Source organism: Serratia sp. BIGb0163, from assembly GCF_024809935.1.
Taxonomy (GTDB): Bacteria; Pseudomonadota; Gammaproteobacteria; order Enterobacterales; family Enterobacteriaceae; genus Serratia; species Serratia quinivorans.
In genome coordinates this window covers 1-20,660 of sequence record NZ_JANUDZ010000006.1, presented here as the reverse complement: position 1 = coordinate 20,660, position 20,660 = coordinate 1, and the positions used below count along the sequence as shown (strand labels likewise).

The following is a 20,660-nucleotide window of genomic DNA, read 5'->3' as shown; positions in this document are numbered from 1 at the left end:
TAAGGTTTTTGTATCTTTTGCACGCTACTACGGAAGAATTCATCGCACAAGGGCTAAGGCATTACAGAGGGAAGGTTGGCCCCGTAGTCAGGGGCCAGTTTACTGCGGATAATCAGAACTCGTGTTTGAGCGTAAGCATGAAGTTACGCGGTTCGCCATAGTTGCGGGTACTGTAGAAATTAACCTGCGAGTAGTATTTCTGGTCGAAAACGTTGTTCAGGTTAAGTTGCACCGAGGTTTGCGGCGTTAGCCTGTAGCGTGCCATTGCATCGACCAGGACATAAGATCCTTGCTCGGCTTTGCGCTGCACCATTTCACCGTTATCGGCCCCGCTAACGTTGGCGTAAACCTTGCTCTGCCAGCGTGCGCCGCCGCCCAGCGTCAGGTCGCGCAAGGCACCCGTCAGTTGGTAGGTGGTGAACAGGTTGATGCGCGTGCGCGGCTGCTCGGTGTTGAGATCAACCTTATCCTTGTCCTTCAACGAGAAGTGCGTGATGCCAAACTGCGCGTTCCAGCCCTGGGCCAGCTCACCGTTCAGTTCGAACTCGATGCCCTTGCTGGTGGCACCCTGGCTCTCATGATAGGTCTGCTGCAGCCAGTCCAGATTGGCGGTGTCTTCGTCCAGCACGCCCAGGTTGTCCTGCGTGATGCGGAATGCCGACAGCGACAGGTTGAGCCGGTCATTGAGCAACGCGGCTTTGATACCCACCTCTTTGTTCACCCCTTCGATTGGTGCCAGATAGTGGCCACTGCTGTCGAGCAGGTTCTGATCCTTGAAGATGTCGGTGTAGCTGGCATAGGCAGAGACCTGATCGGTCAGCTTATAAACCGTGCCGACGAACGGCGTGACCTTGTTTGCGGTGGTGGTCGTGGTGTTTTTAAAGCTGTTGAAGCGGGCACCGAGCACCAGATCCAGACGGTCGGTTAGCGAAAAGTCAGCGCTGCTGTAGAAGCCGATTTGCCGCGTGCGGTAATCCATCTGTGGCATTTTGTCCGACCACTCGGGTTCACCCAGGCCACCGTTCCAGTCCAGTAAGCTGCCGCTAAACAGTTGTGAGGCGCTGGCACTACGATAGGTGCTGTAACTGTGCTGCCAGGCGGAAGAACTGCCCACCACAAATTTGTGGTTGCGGCCCAGCAGGCTGAAATCACCGTTCAGTTTCAGGTCGACCGCATGCTGATCGCGGTAACCCTCATAACGCCCGGCATAAGGGCTTGAAGGTTTCACCGCCCAGGTATCGGGATCGATTAGCCCACCAAGGCTCATCGCCATTTTGGCATCGAAAGCCTGACGGCTATGAGTGTAGTTGGCCACGCCTTTCCAGTCGTTATCGAACTGGTGCTCCAGCGTCGCGAACTGGGTGCTGAGCGTGGTATCCCAGCTCGACCAGTCAGAAGCGCCGCTGTAGTGGCGATCCCAATTGATCTCGCTGCCGTCGCTGAACCAACCGGTCGGCAGGGCACCGCCCCAGGTGGAGGCTTTAGGCCGGTTTTGCTGATAATCCGCCCCCAGGCGCAGCAACGTATCGCTGCTAAGATCGGCTTCCAGCGTGCCATAGATTGTGCCTTTACGTTCCTGATGCCTGTCCATAAACGAGTGACTGCGTTCGCCGGCGGCCGCGACGCGCACCCGGACGGTGCCTTCGTCGTTGAGCGGTGTGCCGACATCGACCGTGGTGCGGTAGTGATCCCAGGAACCGGCGGAGAGTTCGACGCGGGCAAAAGGCGAAAGGCTGGAGGCTTTCTTTCTGACCAGGTTGATGGCCGCCCCCGGATTACCGACGCCGTTCAGCAAACCGGCGGCACCCCGGACGATTTCGACATGATCGAGGGTGATCGAGTCAATTTCTGACTCACCGCCGGAATAGCCGGAATCAAAGAAGGTGGGCACGCCGTCGTATTGATAATTATCGACGCTAAAACCGCGGTAATTGAACGAGGAGCGTTCGCTATCGTAGTTACTCTCGCTGACGCCGGTGGACCAGCGCAGAATATCCTTCAGCGAATAAGCGTTGATATCGTCAATTTGCTGGCGGGTGATGACCGAAACCGACTGCGGCGTATCCTTGATGCTCAGCGGCAAGCCGGTCGCGGTGGTCATCTGGCTGGTGGTGTAGGAGCCGGTGTTCTCGGTGCTGCCGTCATCGCTGAACGGCGAAGCGACCACTTCCAGGGTTTCTTCTTTCTGTGGGCGGGGAGCCTGCTCGGCCCCCGTAGCCTGCGCCACCATCACCGGCAGGCACAGCAGTGCGCCACCGGAGAGGCGAATCATAAAACTCGTCATTACCTGCCTCATAGTTCGCCGAGATTAATCTTGAGCAGATAATCCTGCTTTTTCTCCATCTCTTCCTTGGACTGCTTGATGCTGGCAAAGAGGGTATTGCCGTCCGCAGAAAGGGCCAGGCTGTTAGGCAGTGCGGTGGTGAGGATGCTGTTTTTGACCTGGTAGCTATTGCTGTCCACGATGCTGATGCGTTTGGCCTCGCGGTGCGTGATGTAGATTTCGCTGCGTGCCGGGTTGAACAGCACGGCCAGAGAGTTGATCACCTCAATCTGGTGCTGGATTTTGCCGCTGTTGATATCGACAACCAGCACCTTCGGCAGGTCAGGATCGGTGAGGAAGGCACGGCCGGTTTTGCTGTCCAGGCTGATATTCAAGAAGAAGTGTTTTTTAGCAGGTTCCACCACCAGACGCTTGAGGATCTTGTGGCTGGTGGCGTCCAGGGTAATCAGTTCACCGCCGCCGTTAACGCAGTAGATATGGCCACGTTCGGTGTCCAGAGCAAGACCGGTAGGGTATTCCCCAACGTCGCTGATGGTGGCAATTTTTTCCCGTTTGGCGGTATCGATCACCCACAGTACGCCTTTCTTCGAAGTACCAGAGACATACAAACGCTGATTTTTCTTATCGAGCACCATTTCACGCGTCGGGACGAATTGGTCTTCTTTCATGCTTTCGCTGAGCTGGACGGTAGCGAGTTCTTTACCGCTCTGGGTATCGATCATCGTTACTGAACCGTCGACGGTGTTGCCGATGTACAAGACATGGCGTTCTTCATCCAGCGCGGTGGCAAAGGCGCGGCGTTGGGTGATGATCTTCCCATCGGTGGCCAGCGTGGCCGGATTGATACGGTAGACAATGCCGCTGTTTTTGCCTTTGGCGAATGAAGGGGTAGAAGCGGCAAACAGGCTGTTGTTTTGGCCATCAAATGCCAGCTCATACAGGCCGTATCCCACCGGTTTGGTTTGGAAATGGCTTTCTGGCAGCTCAGCCGCCAGCGTTGAGCAAGACAGCAGCAGCATGGCGGAAGTCAGGGTGCTGAAAGAGAAACCTTTGCCTGGGGTGAACAGGGATAATTTCATATACATTCCTTTACATCAGTTTACGATTCAGGGATGCTAATGATATTGATAATTAATATCAATATCATTTAATTAATCATACAGTGATAGTTGTGTTTGTATTTGAAATATAAGTAATTTATTCGTTTGCCCTTATAAAATAGACTTATTAAGCGATCTTGTTTCCCGTTTGTTTAATGAATGTAATGATTTTCATTTCGTTTTAATGCGGGAAAATATCCGCTATATTCGCCGCCAACTGTTAAGAACTGTAAATAAAAATACTATCAACAGGGGTTATCCGGTGATGTGCGCAGTGGGCAGGTATTGGCCACTCACTTCTTGTTACGCCGCCGTTTTTGGATGCTTTGCGGGCTACAACACCAATCGGAAACAGGTTTTATTAGGAATAGTTATGATTGATCAACACTTCATGGGAAAACGCAGCCAAATAGCCAGAGCAATGGCGCTGGTATTGATTATTGCCCCTCAAGCTTATGCGCAGGAAGGGGAGGCAGAGCAGAAAAATAACGCCTCGCAGGAAGACCAACTGGTGGTCACCGCTTCCGGATTCAAGCAGAACAAGAAATATGCCCCGGCCAGCATTTCGGTTATCGATCAAAAGACGCTCGAGAAGCAGAACAGCCACGATGTGGCCGAAGCGGTTCAGGATATTTCTGGCGTGTCGGTCAGCAATGGTGCCGGCACTGAGGTTTCCGGCGACGTTATGATCCGCGGTATGGACTCGAGTTACACCTCGTTCATGGTCAACAGCATCAAGCAGAATACCGGCGAATCCCGTCCCTATGGCCAGAATGTCGGCACTGAAGCCGGCTTTTTACCGCCGGTGGCGGCCATCGATCGTATTGAGGTGATCCGTGGCCCGATGTCATCGCTGTACGGCTCGGACTCCATCGGCGGCGTGGTCAACGTCATTACCAAAAAGCCGTTTGGCGTACGAGAATGGATGGGCTCGATCGCTGCAAACAGTTTCCTGCAACAACATCAGGAGTTCGGTAATACCCAACAGACCAACCTGTTCCTGATGGGCCCACTGGTACCCGATGTTCTGGGACTCAGCCTGTCGGCAGATTATCTCGATCGACGCGAGGACGAAAAACCCAACTCGTTCAGCAAGAACAACAAAAAGTCGATCGACATGACGCTCGGCTTTGCCGCCAATGAGACCAATTTGTTCGATCTGAACCTGGTTAAAGGGGAGAAAAAACGTAGCCGGACGGAAAAAGGTGGCGGTACGCCCTGGGGTTGGGATTTTGATCGTGACGCCCTGAGCCTGACCCACTCGGGTTGGTATGCGGAAGATAGCGTGGCCACCACCAGCTATTTCCAGTACGAAAAAGGCGAGTCGACCTTCCACACCAGCACGCTGGCGCCACAGCATATTCAGAGCGAGAATTATGTGCTGAACAGCCAGGCCAAGCTAAGCCTGGGTGAGCACAACCTGACCCTTGGCGCCAACTACAGCCGTGAAACGCTGAATGACGATTTCTATGCTGACAGCAAGCGGGCGCCAGGGATTGAGCCCGTCACCAAAATCTCGCGCGACGGCTGGGCGCTGTTCGCCGAAGGACAATGGAATATTGATGATTTTTCACTGACTACCTCGGCGCGTATGGATCGCGACAACTACTTTGGCACCCACATTAGCCCGAAACTCTATGGCAACTGGATCCTCGATTCAGCCTGGGCGCTGAAGGGCGGTGTTTCTTCCGGCTATAAAAAACCGTCGCTGCGGGAAAACTCCGATCAATTCATTACGCCGCGTGGCAGTAACCCGCCTTATCCCTATCTGTCGGTAGGCAACAGCGAGTTGAAACCGGAAACCAGCCTGAACACCGAACTGGGGCTGTACTGGAACAACAATCGCGATCTCTCTTTTGACGCAACGGTGTTTTATACCGACTTCAAGGACAAGATCGCGGAGGTGAATATCTGTGAAGCGAGCGCGAACCACCCCTGCGTGGTTAACGGGTATAGCGCAGAATCCATCGATAAGTATTTCAATATTGGCAAGGCCAACGTCTACGGTCTTGAGCTTAACGCAGACTGGCAGGCCACGGACCTTCTAAGTTTTAGCGCCAACTACACCTTCAACAAAAGCGAACAGAAAAACGGCGTTAATAAGGGTTATGCCCTGAATGACTTCCCGAAACACATGGCCAACTTATCCGCCAAGTGGGCAGCGACATCGGCGCTGGACGTCTGGTCCAAAGTCAATTATCGCAGCCGCAATGAGGAGACCGGCGACCATACCCGCTATGGCGCTTATGCTTTGCTCGATAGCGGGGTAATTTACCACTTCGACAAACACACCCAGGTGATGGCGGGCGTGTACAACATTTTCGATAGTGCGCCAAAACGCACCACCAGTTGGGGAGAATATCCGCAGTTGGAAGGCCGCCGTTATAACCTCGGCTTACGTGTCGATTTCTAACTTTTGCCGAGTAAATTACCCGGCCGCTTGCCAACTGCGGCCGGGTTAGATCTTTTCTGCCGCTGATTTGATGAGTTAATACCTGAAGGGAATAGTCGGGAATATCCATTGATCAGATAAATACGAAAATGTGCACTATCCCCGGTTTTCGTGGGTGGCATCGTTCCCGAAGCTCTTCACTTGCTCAAAAAACAGGCGTAGAATTCGCTTCGTCTATTAATTGAGGTTGTAAATTATTATGGTTGATCGTGAGTTGGGAAACTGGAAAGACTTCATCGAAGAGATGTTAGGCAACTGACACTGCGTTGAGGTTGATAACAAGGTTGGTTTATTTGTTCGTGATTAAAGCACCCTGGGAACGAGACACTCGTTCGAGATAAAGCAGCATCGGTTTCCCGACGCTGCTTTTTTTTGCCTGCTATTGCGCGACGTCTTGCGCTTTGGCGGTGGCTGCCGGCTTGCCTGGGAAGCGGCGGCGTACCAGCACAAAGAACAGCGGTACGAAGTAAATTGCCAGCAGGGTGGCGGAAATCATACCGCCCATTACCCCGGTACCCACCGCATGCTGGCTGCCTGAGCCGGCCCCACTGCTGATGGTCATCGGCAGTACGCCGAAGATAAAGGCCAGCGAGGTCATCAGGATCGGCCGCAGGCGCATGCGTGAGGCTTCCAATGTGGCTGACATCAAATCCTGACCTTTCTGGTTTAGCTCGTTGGCGAATTCGACGATCAAAATGGCGTTTTTCGCCGACAGCCCGATGATGGTCAGCATCCCGACCTGGAAGTAAACGTCATTCTCCAGTCCGCGTAGCCAGGTAGCGGCAACGGCACCAATCAGGCCCAGTGGCACCACCAGCATCACCGAGAACGGGATCGACCAGCTCTCATACAGTGCCGCCAGACACAGGAACACCACTAACAGCGAAATGGCATACAGCGCCGGTGCCTGCGAGCCGGACAGGCGTTCCTGGTAGGACATGGCGGTCCATTCCAGACCGAAGCCGGTCGGTAACTGGCTGACAATCTTTTCCATTTCGGCCATTGCGGTACCACTGCTGACACCCTCTGCCGCTTCGCCCACAATTTCCAGCGCTGAGCTGCCGTTATAGCGTTCCAGACGTGGGGAGCCATATTCCCAGTGGGAGGTGGCAAAGGCGCTGAACGGCACCATGCCACCCGCGCTGTTGCGCACGAACCATTTATCGATGTCGCCAGGCAGCATGCGGAACGGGGCGGCGGCCTGCACATAGACTTTTTTCACCCGACCGCGGTCGACGAAGTCGTTAACATAGGTGGAGCCCCAGGCGGTCGACAGCGTGTTGTTAATGTCATCAATTGAAACACCCAGCGCCTGGGCTTTGCGTTGGTCAATATCAATTTGCAGCTGCGGGCTGTCATCCAGGCCATTGTGGCGCACGCGGGACAGCAGCGGGTTAGCGGCGGCCAGTTGCAGCAGTTGATTGCGTGCCGCCATCAGTTTGTCGTGACCCAGACCGGCGTGGTCTTCGAGTTCCATATCGAAGCCGGAAGAATTGCCCAGACCGGTAATCGCCGGTGGACTGCTGGCAATCACCCGCGCCTCGATAATCTGGTTAAATTCCTTGGTGGCGCGATCGATGATATCGAATGAGCTGTTGGCACCGGAGGTACGCAAATCCCAGTCTTTCAAGCGAATAAACATGCGTGCCACGTTCTGCCCGTTCCCGCCGGGGCCGGCGCCAATGGTAGAGAACACTGACAGCACGTCCTGTTTTTCTTTGGTCAGGAAATAGTGTTCAACTTTTTCCACCACTTTGGTGGTCTGCTGCAGGGTCGAACCCGGCGGCAATTGCACCTGGACGGTGAATACGCCGCGGTCTTCCTGCGGCAGGAAGGAGGTCGGCAACTTGATAAACAGTAACGCCATGCCGCCGAGCAGTAACAGGTAAATCACTATATAACGCACACTGGAGTGCAGCACCCGCGCCACGCCGCGCTCGTAGCGGTCGGCGTTGCGGTTGAACATGCGGTTGAACCAGCCGAAGAAGCCGCGCTTGCCGTGATGGTGGCCTTTGGCAATGGGTTTGAGCAGGGTGGCGCACAGGGCAGGGGTGAGGATCATCGCCACCAGCACCGACAGCACCATGGCAGAAACAATGGTGATCGAGAACTGGCGGTAAATGGCGCCGGTGGTACCGCCGAAGAACGCCATTGGGATAAACACCGCCGACAACACCATGGCGATGCCGACCAGCGCACTCTGGATCTGCCCCATGGATTTGCGAGTGGCATCCCTGGGCGACAGGCCTTCTTCACTCATCACGCGTTCGACGTTTTCCACCACCACGATGGCGTCATCCACCAATAGCCCGATGGCCAGCACCATGGCGAACATGGTCAGGGTGTTGATACTGAATCCGCAGGCCGAAAGAATGGCAAAGGTGCCCATCAACACTACCGGCACGGCGATGGTCGGGATCAGCGTGGCGCGGAAGTTCTGCAGGAACAGGTACATCACCAGGAACACCAGCACAATGGCTTCCAGCAGGGTTTTTACCACGTCTTTGATTGAGGCCTTAACGAACGGGGTGGTTTCATAGGCGACCTTCGCCTCCAGCCCATGCGGGAAATACTGCGACAGCTCGGCGATTTTATCCTTCACCAACTGATCGGTTTGCAACTCGTTGGCACCGGAGGCCAGCTTGATGTTCATGCCGGCGGCCTGCATGCCGTTATAGCGGCTGAGATAGTCATAGTTTTCGCCACCGAGTTCGATGGTGGCAACATCGCCAAGCGTGACTAATGAACCGTCCTGGTTGACTCGCAGGGTAATTTTTTGGAATTGTTCAGGCGTTTGTAACTGAGACTGCGCATTGATGGTGGCGTTAAGCGCCTGTTTATCGACGGAGGGTGTACCGCCGAGCTGACCGACGGCGACCTGGGCGTTCTGCGATTGGATCGCGCTGACGACGTCCTGGGTGGTGAGCTGGTAACTGTTAAGTTTGTTGGGATCGAGCCAGATGCGCATGGCGTATTGCGAACCGTAAACGTCCATACTGCCCACGCCGTTGATGCGGCTGAGCGGATCCTGCAGATTGGAAACGATGTAATCGGCAATGTCCTGCTTGTCCATGCTGCCGTCGGTGGAAACGAAGGCCACCATCATCAGCGTGGTATCACCGGATTTCGATACCGTTACGCCCTGGGTCTGCACGGCCTGCGGCAGTCGTTTAATCGCCGCCTGCAGTTGGTTTTGTACCTGCTGCATCGCCTCGTTGGGGTCGGTACCTGCTTCAAAGGTCAGCGTTACCGTGGCTCGCCCGGTGTTGGTGCTCTGCGACGACATATACATCATGTTGTCCAGGCCCGTCATGTTCTGTTCGATAATCTGGGTGACGGTGTTTTCCAGCGTCTGTGCCGAAGCACCTGGATAGGTGGCGCTAATGCGAACGTTCGGCGGCGCCAGATTCGGGTATTGTTCCACCGGTAAGGAAAAAATCGCCAAGGCGCCGGTCAGGCAAAGAATAATTGCCAGGACCCAGGCGAAAATCGGGCGATCAATAAAAAAATTGGCCATGCAGCGCGAACCTCGTTATGACTTGTTCTATCTTTAAGACGCATCGGAATTGCGTTTTCTCAGTGGCTGGGAAGGATTCCGGCACTTATGCACTTTACGCGTGAAGGGGGGGGAAAGCGTGGAGAAAAAAAGGAGATAATGTAAATAACGGTAGAAGAAACCCCTAATTACACTGTCATTACCGTTAACGGCGCGATTAAGACAATTTAATGACAATCAATGGCCTGAGTATTCGGGGTTGTCAAAAAATAATCAGGACTCACTTTAATGCAGGAGCAAGGCATGGAAATTAACCCGGTATTTGCCCGTCGTCTTTATCTGTGCTGGCTGATTAGCCATAGCGAACGGCCAAACGTCCCGCGTCTGATGGAGCTGACCGGCTGGCCGCGCCGGACCCTGCAAGACGTGTTGAAAGCCTTGCCCGGTCTGGGGGTAGAGCTGCAGTTTGTTCAGCAGGGCGTACGTAATAACGACGGTTTCTATCAGTTGGAAAACTGGGGACCGATCAACAAGGGCTGGGTTCACCAGCATCATCAGGCGCTGCTTGCCGCCATCGAATAAAGCCTCCCCGGCATGCCGGGGAGAGATTATTGACTCTTGTGCTCCAGGTACATCACCGTTGCCGCCACGCGTGAACGTACATCCAGTTTGCGCAGCATATTGCGAATATGTACTTTCACCGTCTCTTCAGAAATGTGCAACTGGGCCGCTACCTGCTTATTGGAAAGGCCACGCGCCACTTCCTGCAGCACGTCCAGCTCGCGTTCGGTCAGTTCGGCAAAGGGGTCGTGTTGTTCACTACGGGATGACAGATAGTCCGCGACCGCGTCGCTGATCACGTTCTTTCCTTCCGCCGCCGCGCGAATGTGTTCCAGCAACTGTTCCGGTTCGCTGTCTTTCAGCAGGTAGCCGTCGGCACCGGCGTCGATCAACGCGTACACGTCGCTGCGTGAGTCTGACACCGTCAGCACGATAATACGGGCATCCACACCTTCATTACGCAGCGCTTTCAGCGTGTCCAGGCCGGACAAACCCTTCATATTCAGATCGAGCAGGATCACGTCCGGCGTGTGTTGCAGCGCGAGCGTAATGGCTTCGTTGCCGTTGCTGGCTTCGGCCAGCACGCTAAACAGCGGATCCAGCCCCAGCAGTTGTTTGATGCCGCGGCGCATCAGCGGGTGGTCGTCGACGATCATCACTCGGTAATTCTTCATCACCATGAAATATGCTCCCTGTAGCGAGTAAAGCCACTCAAACGCGCCGTGCAGCACGCTTCACAGTGGGACAGACTCTTATAAAATAGTGGCGATTAAGCTGCATCCCGTATTTGACCGTGGCACCGTCGCAGACCCAAAAGCCCGTAATCAAGGCGGAGGGGGCAGGACATAGCGGGCCTACGTTCAAACCCGACAACACAGAGTACGGGTTTTTGGGGCGCGACCCGAAGGGCTGGGGCCATTTGAACGCGCACCTGTGTTACGAGCCGCTTATTTGGCCCACCAAACCTCACGACTCGCGCCTTGCTGCGCGTCCAAATGACCGCCAGCGGTGCTCACGTGCAAATACGGGATGCAGCTTATCTCTACGAACATCCTGAAATAGACCGTTAGACTCAGCTAAACCGTAACGAAGAGTGAACAGTCCTGATTTTATGGCGGGAATGTCAGGCGGACTTCCGTGCCGTCCGGCTCACCCCGCTGGATGCGCAGCGTTCCTCCCAGTCGCGCAGCGCGCTCGCTCATGATGGTCAGACCATAGTGACCTTCAGGTTCATTCAGGCTGGCGATGCCGCAACCGTCGTCAGCGATGCTGATGCTGTTATCACCCTCGGCCGTCATTTCGCAGCGAATGACGATTTCCTGTGCTTGGGCATGTTTGATGGCGTTAAGCACCGCTTCGCGCACAATCTGTAGCGCATGCACCTGCTGCTGGGCATTGAGCGCCTGGGAAGAAAGCCGACAGTGTAACTGAATCCGTGCGTCAGTAAGAACCTTTAATGGCGCCAGCAACTGGTGCAGTGCGGTGTTCAAATCGGCCTCCTGAATGTTCAGGCGGAAGGTGGTCAGCAGTTCGCGCAGTTGGCGATAGGCGTCGGCCAGCGCCTGGTCAAAATCGCTAATAATCTCTTGGGCTTCTGGGGTGCTGTCCGCCAGCGTGCGCCTGAGCAGGGTTAACTGAATACGCAAGAACGACAGCGCCTGTGCCAGAGAATCGTGCAGCTCGCGGGCGATGGTGGCACGTTCTTCCATCAGCAAGAATTGCATATGCTGTTTCTGCGCGCGGTTAAAATAAACCCCACGACTCAGCATATTGGCCACGCTCTGCATCAGGTGCGGATGTGGTGGCTGTTCCTTATGCTGCCAACTCAGTTCACCCAGCGGTTTGTCGCCCTGGATAATGGTCAGCGATTGCCAGGCCAGCGTCGGCGAAGGGCGGCCGCTGCGCAATTGCCACTCGCTGAGGCTGTCCGCCACGTTTAGCCGGATGCAGTGCAAATCTTCACTTTGGCGCACGATGTGCAGGATCTTCTCAAATGCCTGCTGGTCTATCTGCCGCACGTTAAGTGCTTGCGAGCAGTTGTACAGCACCTCCAGCGTCTTGTTCGCCTGTTGCAGACGCTGGGTTTTCTCCTGCACTTTCTGCTCCAGCGACTGATACAACTTGGCCAGGTCGCCCGACATGGCGGTAAAGGCCTGCGACAAAACGCCCAGCTCATTCGGCAGGGCGGTATCCAGCGGTGGGTGGTTAAAGTCCCGCTGTTGCACGCGCTGGCTGGCATCCACCAGATGCTTCAGCGGTGCCACCACCTGACGGCGCATAAAACGGATGCAAAACAGCACCAGGCCGATGATGGCGATAAAGCCCAGCACGCTGATGGCCGCCACAATAGTCAGTTTCAGCTCGGAATAACGCTGTAGCGCCAACACGAAATGGTCAATCTGGTTAACGTAGCCGGCGATATTGGCCTGATAGTCGGCCGACTGGCCGGCCTGGATCTGCTGCGCCAAGGGTTGCCAGGCATGCTGCAAAGACAGGTACTTTTCCCGCACTTCCGCAGGCACGTAAAAACGATCCAACTTCTGCAACGCCGGGGCCTGCAGGGATTGCCGATATTGTAATAGATGCTGTTCCAGCTCCGGAGCCGGGCCAGTGAGATCGTAGGCCAGCCGGTAGCTCTGCATGCGCAGCGAACCGGCAATGTTGACCGCTTCGGCGTCACGCAGGCTGTCAGCCACGGTGGTTAGCGCCAGCCCGGTAGAGAGCACGGACAAAATCACAATGCAAAACAGCGCCTTGGCCAGGCTGCTGGTCACTGAACGTTTAACAAGCAATCATGCATCCTTTTCTCGCGGGCGATGAGCATCACCGGGTTTCATTCGAAAGCAAAATTATAAGTTTTGCAACTAAAATGCGTAGCGTTTTGCATGAAATTGGCTGCCATCGTCACAAAAGGTGGCCGCTGTATAATCAACTAGATAGCGAGTAAGTGGAAATCGCAGGGCTAAAATTCCGCCCCCCATCGGTAATTGATTGATCTGGCGCAAACTACTCCTGCATTTACCCCTTTAGGGGGATTATATACCCCCCGAACTGATATTATCTTACCCCCGTATTTATCAAGGTTTATGCCTGCCGTTTTTAATGTCTTTAACGACAACTGGAAACTCTTTGGTAACGACTACAATAACAATACAAAAACAGGTTCTATACCCTATAGCTTTCAAGCTGCAGCTAGGCGGCCAGCTCGCTCATCCCCAGGCGCTTACTTTAGTAAGTAACTGGGGTGAGCGAGTGCAGGTAACAACGCTGCAGCTTGAAAGATGACGGGTATATTTACGCGCGATGGCGTGTTTGCAATGTCGAGGAAAACAGCATGACCGTATTGTCACGGCGTAACCTGCTCGGTGGACAATGGCGTCAGCCAGCCGCAGCGATCCGCCCCCCGTGGTCGCTGCGAGAATCCCTTTTTATTACCGGTTGCACTCGCTGCCAGGCCTGCGTTCGCGCCTGCGAAACCGGGGTGCTGATTAGCGGCAGCGGCGGTTTTCCCGAAATTGATTTTCAACGAGCAGAATGTACCTTCTGCGGACGCTGCGTGCAGGCCTGCGAAGAACCGCTATTTCGCCCGTTGGCAGAAACACCCTGGCAACAACATGCGGTATTCGGTAGCGGTTGTCTGGCGCAGCGGGGCGTGGAATGCCGCAGTTGTCAGGATAGCTGTGAGACCCAGGCGATCCGCTTTCGGCCCCGTCTGGGCGAAATGGCTCAACCGGTGCTGGAGATCGCGGCCTGCACTGGCTGTGGCGCCTGTGTCGCCGGTTGTCCGGCCGGTGCCGTTACCCTAACCCAGAGCGAAAATAATGATGAATAACGAATGGCACGTCAGCGGGCTGGTGGTGCAGGCACGGCCGGAAAAAATTCCAAGGCTGGTCGCCGACTTGCTGGCGATCGCAGACACGGAAATTCCGGCCCAGGACCAGCAGCACGGCAAGCTGGTGGTGGTGATGCAGGCAGCTTGTTCTCATCAGCTGCTGGAAAAAATTGAGTCGGTACGCAATTTGGATGGCGTGCTGGCGGTATCGCTGGTTTATCACCAGCAGGACACTCAAGGTGAGGTAACGCCATGAAACTCAGTCGTCGAGACTTCATGAAAGCAAACGCCGCGGTCGCCGCTGCGGCAGCCGCCGGGCTGACTATTCCTACGGTGGTGCAGGCGGCGGCAGGCAGCGCCGACTCTATAAAATGGGACAAAGCGCCCTGTCGTTTCTGCGGCACCGGTTGTGGCGTGCTGGTCGGTACCCAGAACGGCCGCATTGTGGCCTCACAGGGCGATCCGGAAGCGGCGGTCAACCGTGGGTTGAGCTGCATCAAAGGCTATTTCCTGCCAAAGATCATGTACGGCAAAGATCGTCTGACTCAGCCACTGCTGCGCATGAAAGACGGCCAGTACCACAAGGAAGGCGAGTTCACGCCGGTCAGTTGGCAGCAGGCTTTCGACATCATGGCCGAAAAGTTCAAGCAGGCCCTGAAAGAGAAAGGCCCAGAGGCCGTTGGCATGTTCGGTTCTGGTCAGTGGACGGTGTGGGAAGGCTATGCCGCCGCCAAATTGCTCAAAGCCGGCCTGCGCTCCAATAACCTGGATCCTAATGCCCGTCACTGTATGGCGTCAGCGGTAGTGGGCTTTATGCGCACCTTCGGCATGGACGAGCCGATGGGCTGCTATGACGATATCGAGCAGGCCGATGCCTTTGTGCTGTGGGGCTCCAACATGGCGGAGATGCACCCGATCCTGTGGTCGCGCATCACTGACCGCCGCCTGAGCAATGAGAAGGTCAACGTATCGGTCCTGTCGACTTTTGAGCATCGCAGCTTCGAACTGGCGGACAACGGCATGGTGTTCACGCCGCAGACCGATCTGGCGATCATGAACTACATCGCCAATTACATCATTCAAAACAACGCGGTAGATCAGGACTTCCTTAATCGGCACGTCAACTTCCGCCGTGGCGCGACGGATATCGGCTATGGCCTGCGCCCAACCGACCCATTGGAAAAAGCGGCGAAAAACCCCGGTAGCGACGCTTCGGACCCGATGAGCTTCGAAGAATACAAAGCCTTTGTCGCGGACTACACGCTGGAAAAAACGGCCAAAATGAGCGGCGTGCCGGAAGACCAACTGGAAGCGCTGGCAAAACTGTATGCCGATCCGAACATCAAGGTGGTGTCGTACTGGACCATGGGCTTTAACCAGCATACGCGCGGCGTATGGGCCAATAACCTGTGCTACAACCTGCATCTGTTGACCGGCAAAATCTCCAAACCGGGCTGTGGGCCGTTCTCACTGACCGGCCAGCCTTCCGCCTGCGGCACCGCCCGTGAAGTGGGCACCTTTGCCCACCGTTTGCCGGCCGACATGGTGGTCACCAACGAAAAACATCGGCAGACCGCCGAGCAGAAGTGGCAACTGCCGGCCGGTACCATTCCAGCCAAAGTCGGGTTGCATGCGGTAGCGCAGGATCGCGCGCTGAAAGACGGCACGCTGAACGCTTACTGGGTGATGTGCAACAACAACATGCAGGCCGGGCCGAACATCAATGAAGACCGGATGCCGGGCTGGCGTGATGCACGCAACTTTGTGGTGGTGTCGGATCCTTACCCGACCGTCAGCGCCCTGGCAGCCGATCTGATCCTGCCGACCGCCATGTGGGTGGAAAAAGAGGGGGCTTACGGTAATGCGGAGCGCCGTACTCAGTTCTGGCGCCAGCAGGTGAAAGCGCCGGGCGAGGCCAAATCCGATCTGTGGCAACTGGTGGAGTTCTCCAAACGCTTTACGGTGGAAGAAGTGTGGCCGGCCGAACTGCTGGCACAGAAACCGGAATATCGCGGTAAAACGCTGTACGACGTGCTGTTTGCCAACGGTGAGGTCAATAAATACCCGCTGACGGAGATCCCGGCGGATCAGCTTAACGATGAAGCTCGCGACTTCGGCTTCTATCTGCAAAAAGGGCTGTTTGAAGAATATGCCGGCTTTGGTCGCGGTCATGGGCACGATCTGGCGCCGTTCGATAGCTATCATCAGGCTCGCGGTCTGCGCTGGCCGGTGGTGGATGGCAAAGAGACGTTGTGGCGCTACCGCGAAGGTACTGACCCCTACGTTAAAGCCGGAGAAGAAGTGCGTTTCTACGGCAAGCCGGACGGCAAGGCGGTGATCTTCGCGCTGCCATTCGAACCGGCGGCGGAAAGTCCGGATAAAGAATATGACCTTTGGTTATCCACCGGTCGGGTGCTGGAACATTGGCATACCGGTTCGATGACGCGCCGGGTACCCGAGCTGCACCGTGCCTTCCCGCAGGCGGTGGTGTTTATCCATCCGCTGGACGCCAAAAGCCGCAACCTGCGCCGCGGCGAGAAGGTCAAGGTACTGTCGCGCCGTGGCGAATTGATCAGCACGGTCGAAACTCGCGGCCGCAACCGTCCGCCAAGAGGGCTGGTGTATATGCCGTTCTTTGATGCGGCGCAGCTGGTCAATAACCTGACGCTGGACGCCACCGATCCGCTTTCCAAAGAGGTCGATTTCAAGAAATGCGCGGTGAAGTTGGAGAAGGTGTGAGGCTGACGAATTGCGCGATGAACACCTTATTTAATGACCCGGGAGCCAAATAAAAATGAAAAGCCCTGTTGTGAAAAAGACGTTTGCCCTGTGGGTGACCCTGTTGTCGCTGGCCTTTGCCGGCCTGGCGTTTGCTGCCAGTGATGTCGATCTCAGTAAGTCTCCGGAAGTGTCCTCGACTGCCAGCGGGCCGATTTCGATGCCAAAGCAGCAGGAACGGATGGCGCTGAACTACGTCAATCAGCCGCCGATGATCCCGCATAGCGTGGATGGCTATCAGATCAGCAAGAACACCAACCGCTGCCTGCAATGCCACGGCGTGGAACATTACCGCACCACCGGTGCGCCGCGTATCAGCCCGACGCATTTTATGGACCGGGACGGCAAGGTGCTGAGTGAAGTCGCGCCACGTCGCTATTTCTGTCTGCAGTGCCACGTACCGCAAACCGATGCGGCGCCGATTGTCGGCAATGATTTCCAGCCCATGCCGGGCTTTGGGCATTAAGCGGGGGAGCTATGAGCGAAGACAAACACACCACCACTGAGAAAAAGCCCGGCCGCCTGTTGCGGATCTGGCGCTGGTGGCGCAGGCCAAGCCGCCTGGCGCTGGGTACGCTGCTGTTGCTCGGCTTTGGCGCCGGCATCATCTTCTGGGGCGGTTTTAATACCGGCATGGAAGCAGCGAATACCGAACAGTTCTGTATTGGCTGTCATGAAATGCGCGAAAACGTCTATGAGGAATACATGGGCACGGTGCATTACAACAACCGCAGTGGCGTGCGTGCCACCTGTCCGGATTGCCACGTGCCGCATGAGTGGGGGCCGAAAATGCTGCGTAAGATTAAGGCCAGCAAGGAGTTGTACGCCAAAGCGTTCGGGCTGATCGATACGCCACAGAAATTTGACCAGCATCGGTTAGCGATGGCGAGCAATGAATGGGCACGAATGAAGGCCAATGACTCGCAAGAGTGCCGCAACTGCCATAATTTTGAATATATGGACTTTACCGCGCAAAAAACCGTGGCGGCGAAGATGCACGACAAGGCGATAACCGAAGGCAAAACCTGTATCGATTGCCACAAGGGGATCGCCCATAAGCTGCCGGATATGCGCGACGTACCCAACGGCTTCTAAATACTTTTGAGGGTAAAAACCCCGTGGTTCTGTATGAGCTACGGGGTTTTTTGTTGCAAATCCGTTGTCACTTCGAAGCTTAATCGCGGTATCATTTTTGCGTTTCAGCTAACGGAAAAGAAGAAGGGTTCATGTCGGCGAAAATTGAGAATGTGAAAAAAGAGCTGTTGTCGGATAACTGGTATGTACTGCACAAATATACTTTTGATCTCAAGCGCAAGGATGGCGGTTCCGTTCAGCAGATGCGCGAAGTCTACGATCGTGGTAACGGTGCGACCATTTTGCTGTATAACCGCGCCAAGGGCACGGTGGTACTGACCAATCAATTCCGCATGCCGACCTATGTTAACGGCAATGAGAGTGGCATGCTGCTGGAAGCCTGTGCGGGCCTGCTGGATGCGGATTCACCGGAACAGTGCGCGCGACGTGAAGCGGTGGAAGAAACCGGTTTTCAGGTCGGTGAGGTGAAGAAGGTTTTCGAAGCCTATATGTCGCCGGGTGGCGTGACTGAAATTATTCATTTCTTTATCGCCGAATACCACGACGACGAGCGTCATGCGGCCGGTGGCGGTATCGAAGACGAAGATATTGAAGTGGTGGAACTGCCCTTCACCGAGGCGGTGGCGATGATCGCCGACGGGCGCATGAAAGACGGCAAGACCATTATGCTGCTGCAGTACCTGCAAATTCATCGGATTATGGACTGAGACAGGCTATTCATCTCGCCGGCGAACGGCGAGATGAATCCAACGTGCGTTAGTTAGGCTTGTGGGCGTTAGGCTGGATTGTCGAGGGTTTTTGCACCATCGTCGGCATGTACAATGAGTAACAGAGCCGGTTATTGTTTAATTGTTTGCTTCTCCTCAGCTCGCCTGGCGTGGTTTTTAACTGTTTTTTGAATGTCCGAGTAAAAACCTGTTGAGAGTCAAAGCCATAATCCAGTGCGATATCCATGATTTTTCTGTCGGTAAATCTCAGTGCGATCGCCGCCTCAGTGACGCGCCGCATTCTGATATATTGGGCAAGCGTTAGCCCTGCATGCAACTTGAAAAGCCGTTGAATGTGGAATCTGCTGTAGCCGGATTTTTTTGCAATGGTCTTTATATTCAGCTCGGCTCCCAAATTGCCCTCTATCCATTTAAGCATCTCATTAATAAAAATCTTCATATTAATTGCCATGGAAAACTCCTTTTATCGCATAGACTTTTGGGGGCGTTCATGTTCTGTCGTTTGGGTGAATGACCTCTGATTTATAAAAAGAATGCTGGCGGTGTACGGGGTGAGACCCTGACGTCATACATGGCGATAGGGAAAGATACCGTCGAATAGGAGATCAATTTCATTAGGGGTTAACAGCGAAGAAATATCGGTGCCGTTGACATACCAATAGGACAGCGAGTGGAAACTGTTCTCTTTGAACATGGTGTCTAACGTGCTGGTGGCGATAGTGATCGGGACATAAACCAGATTATTCTTTATCATGGCGTGCAGTTTATGTTGTCCTAAAATCAAACCCAGTTTGAATGCATAGTGAATGATGGCATCTGAATTGGTGGAGAGCAGGCGTTGCAGGTTAATCACCATAATGTCATGTGAGATAACCTTCACGATAACGGCGATTTCGGTCTCTTCATCCCAGATTAAAATGTCTCCATCCGCCAGCCTGCTGTTGGGTGGCATAAATATGGCCAGTCTTAGCCCATCATGGGTAGAGTATTGATGACATTCTTTTTCCAACTGTGCCGAATCCAGTATGAGGTAGTCTGGAGAGGTTCCACGGATCTTGTCTTGCCACTCTTTGTTCTTATTTATGTTTCCAAGTATTTCACTGATAATAATCATGGCGCTTCCTTCATGTTGAGTGTAACTATCCATGTGTAATTGTTCTTGGTGATTCCAAATGCGGAAGGATACATTTTCTTTTTGTTTTTTTATTTTGATATTTCTGGGTTTTAAAATAGGAATGAAAATTACACGCTATATTCGTATCGTTCAATCTATTAATTTCTTTCTTTTGATCGATTAAATCTATCGGTGTCATCGATCAAAAAGCAAGTTTCGATAGTCATTGGCTATTGTATTTTTATGGTTTTATTTATAACGATATAATTATATTGAATTTTTTTATTTTTTCCATTTAAATGCGCCCGACTTGAACGAAGGATCACAGTCTCATTGGTTATATGAGGTATTTATTAATGTGCTGTTTTGCAATAAAAATAATGGCATTAAAAATCAATAAATGGCACCGCAACTGATTTCTTAATAAACTATCGCGGGAGTTATTTTATTTTAATTATATCTTTATGGTTGCTGTGACGTCAGTTTTAATAAAACAAAGGTATAAGATACCTGATTATGATTAACTCAATTTGGGGGGGGGAATATGAAATATAAAAAGAGCTTCAGCCAGAACGAAAAAGCCCGGCAATGTGCCGGGCTGATGGCGTCATCCTCTCCAGGGGGAGAGGGAACTATTTCAGCAGTGCCTGCGCCTTGGCTACCACGTTGTCCACGGTGAAACCAAACTCTTTGAACAGCTGCTCTGCCGGGGCAGACTCACCGAAGCTGGTCATGCCCACGATGGTGCCGTTCAGGCCCACATACTTGTACCAGTAGTCCGCGATACCTGCTTCTACCGCCACGCGTGCGCTCACTGCCGCCGGCAGCACGGATTCACGGTACGCCGCATCCTGCTTGTCGAACGCATCGGTAGACGGCATGGAGACCACGCGCACCTTGCGGCCCGCCGCAGTCAGCTGGTCTGCCGCTTCCACGGTGATACCCACTTCCGAACCGGTGGCAATCAGAATGACGTCCGGCGTCCCGGCGCAGTCTTTCAACACATAACCACCACGGTAAACGTTGGCCAGTTGCTCTGCGGTACGCGGCTGCTGGGTCAGGTTCTGACGTGAGAAAATCAGCGTGGTCGGGCCGTCGTTGCGCTCGATGCCGTACTGCCAGGCTACCGCCGATTCCACCTGGTCACACGGACGCCAGGTGCTCATGTTCGGGGTCACGCGCAGGCTGGCCATCTGCTCAACCGGCTGGTGCGTCGGGCC

17 protein-coding genes are annotated in these 20,660 nt (G+C 54.3%); 9 read left to right on the top strand and 8 right to left on the bottom strand.

Annotated elements, in window-relative coordinates; all coding sequences use genetic code 11:
- Window positions 1-112: 112 nt before the first annotated feature.
- Both M2406_RS18990 and M2406_RS18985 read right to left on the bottom strand, forming a co-directional pair.
- Window positions 113-2,284, bottom strand: a complete 2,172-nt coding sequence (locus tag M2406_RS18990) for a TonB-dependent siderophore receptor (protein ID WP_259191019.1) — start codon at window positions 2,282-2,284, stop codon at window positions 113-115.
- An 8-nt stretch (window positions 2,285-2,292) separates the two neighbouring features.
- Entirely contained in the window at window positions 2,293-3,363 is a 1,071-nt protein-coding gene (locus tag M2406_RS18985) for a YncE family protein (protein WP_259191018.1), read from the bottom strand.
- A gap of 394 nt (window positions 3,364-3,757) precedes the next feature.
- On the opposite strand from M2406_RS18985, the gene M2406_RS18980 reads away from it, so the two are divergent.
- Window positions 3,758-5,797 (top strand): TonB-dependent receptor domain-containing protein, encoded by a 2,040-nt coding sequence (locus M2406_RS18980; RefSeq protein ID WP_049767923.1) that lies wholly within the window; start codon window positions 3,758-3,760, stop codon window positions 5,795-5,797.
- A 238-nt stretch (window positions 5,798-6,035) separates the two neighbouring features.
- Entirely contained in the window at window positions 6,036-6,095 is a 60-nt protein-coding gene (ypfM, locus tag M2406_RS18975) for a protein YpfM (protein ID WP_112349006.1), read from the top strand.
- 120 nt (window positions 6,096-6,215) lie between these two features.
- Here ypfM and acrD read toward each other — a convergent pair whose 3' ends face one another.
- A complete protein-coding gene (acrD, locus tag M2406_RS18970) occupies window positions 6,216-9,353 on the bottom strand; it encodes a multidrug efflux RND transporter permease AcrD (RefSeq protein ID WP_017893611.1) in 3,138 nt (1,045 codons plus the stop codon).
- Window positions 9,354-9,635: 282 nt separating this feature from the next.
- Here acrD and M2406_RS18965 point away from each other — a divergent pair, with 282 nt between their 5' ends.
- Entirely contained in the window at window positions 9,636-9,914 is a 279-nt protein-coding gene (locus M2406_RS18965; protein ID WP_017893610.1) for a helix-turn-helix domain-containing protein, read from the top strand.
- A 26-nt stretch (window positions 9,915-9,940) separates the two neighbouring features.
- Here the strand turns inward: M2406_RS18965 and narL are convergent, their stop codons facing one another.
- Both narL and narQ read right to left on the bottom strand, forming a co-directional pair.
- A complete protein-coding gene (gene narL, locus M2406_RS18960; protein WP_012146202.1) occupies window positions 9,941-10,573 on the bottom strand; it encodes a two-component system response regulator NarL in 633 nt (210 codons plus the stop codon).
- A gap of 429 nt (window positions 10,574-11,002) precedes the next feature.
- Entirely contained in the window at window positions 11,003-12,685 is a 1,683-nt protein-coding gene (narQ, locus tag M2406_RS18955) for a nitrate/nitrite two-component system sensor histidine kinase NarQ (RefSeq protein ID WP_259191017.1), read from the bottom strand.
- Between the two features lie 542 nt (window positions 12,686-13,227).
- On the opposite strand from narQ, the gene napF reads away from it, so the two are divergent.
- From napF to nudK, 6 genes are all read left to right on the top strand, one after another.
- Entirely contained in the window at window positions 13,228-13,725 is a 498-nt protein-coding gene (gene napF, locus M2406_RS18950; protein ID WP_012146200.1) for a ferredoxin-type protein NapF, read from the top strand.
- Window positions 13,715-13,981, top strand: a complete 267-nt coding sequence (gene napD / locus M2406_RS18945) for a chaperone NapD (protein ID WP_012146199.1) — start codon at window positions 13,715-13,717, stop codon at window positions 13,979-13,981. Before napF ends, napD begins: the two co-directional genes overlap by 11 nt.
- Window positions 13,978-16,464, top strand: a complete 2,487-nt coding sequence (napA, locus tag M2406_RS18940) for a nitrate reductase catalytic subunit NapA (protein ID WP_259191016.1) — start codon at window positions 13,978-13,980, stop codon at window positions 16,462-16,464. Before napD ends, napA begins: the two co-directional genes overlap by 4 nt.
- A gap of 55 nt (window positions 16,465-16,519) precedes the next feature.
- On the top strand, window positions 16,520-16,969 hold the full coding sequence (gene napB, locus M2406_RS18935) for a nitrate reductase cytochrome c-type subunit (protein ID WP_012146197.1): 450 nt from the start codon (window positions 16,520-16,522) through the stop codon (window positions 16,967-16,969).
- Window positions 16,970-16,980: 11 nt separating this feature from the next.
- Window positions 16,981-17,598: a cytochrome c-type protein NapC gene (gene napC, locus M2406_RS18930; protein ID WP_012146196.1), complete on the top strand. Its 618-nt coding sequence runs from the start codon at window positions 16,981-16,983 to the stop codon at window positions 17,596-17,598.
- Window positions 17,599-17,729: 131 nt separating this feature from the next.
- Window positions 17,730-18,305 carry a GDP-mannose pyrophosphatase NudK gene (gene nudK, locus M2406_RS18925; RefSeq protein WP_012146195.1) on the top strand — a complete coding sequence of 192 codons (576 nt, stop codon included), beginning with the start codon at window positions 17,730-17,732 and terminating at the stop codon, window positions 18,303-18,305.
- 49 nt (window positions 18,306-18,354) lie between these two features.
- On the opposite strand, the gene M2406_RS18920 is transcribed toward nudK, so the two are convergent.
- The 3 genes from M2406_RS18920 to M2406_RS18910 all read right to left on the bottom strand — a co-directional run.
- A complete protein-coding gene (locus M2406_RS18920) occupies window positions 18,355-18,777 on the bottom strand; it encodes a helix-turn-helix domain-containing protein (RefSeq protein ID WP_012146194.1) in 423 nt (140 codons plus the stop codon).
- Window positions 18,778-18,891: 114 nt separating this feature from the next.
- The gene (ureE, locus tag M2406_RS18915; RefSeq protein ID WP_189636435.1) at window positions 18,892-19,440 is read right to left on the bottom strand and encodes an urease accessory protein UreE; all 549 of its coding nucleotides are present in this window, start codon (window positions 19,438-19,440) and stop codon (window positions 18,892-18,894) included.
- A 632-nt stretch (window positions 19,441-20,072) separates the two neighbouring features.
- A partial coding sequence (locus M2406_RS18910) for a transketolase-like TK C-terminal-containing protein (protein ID WP_310473632.1) occupies window positions 20,073-20,660 on the bottom strand: 588 nt, incomplete at its 5' end.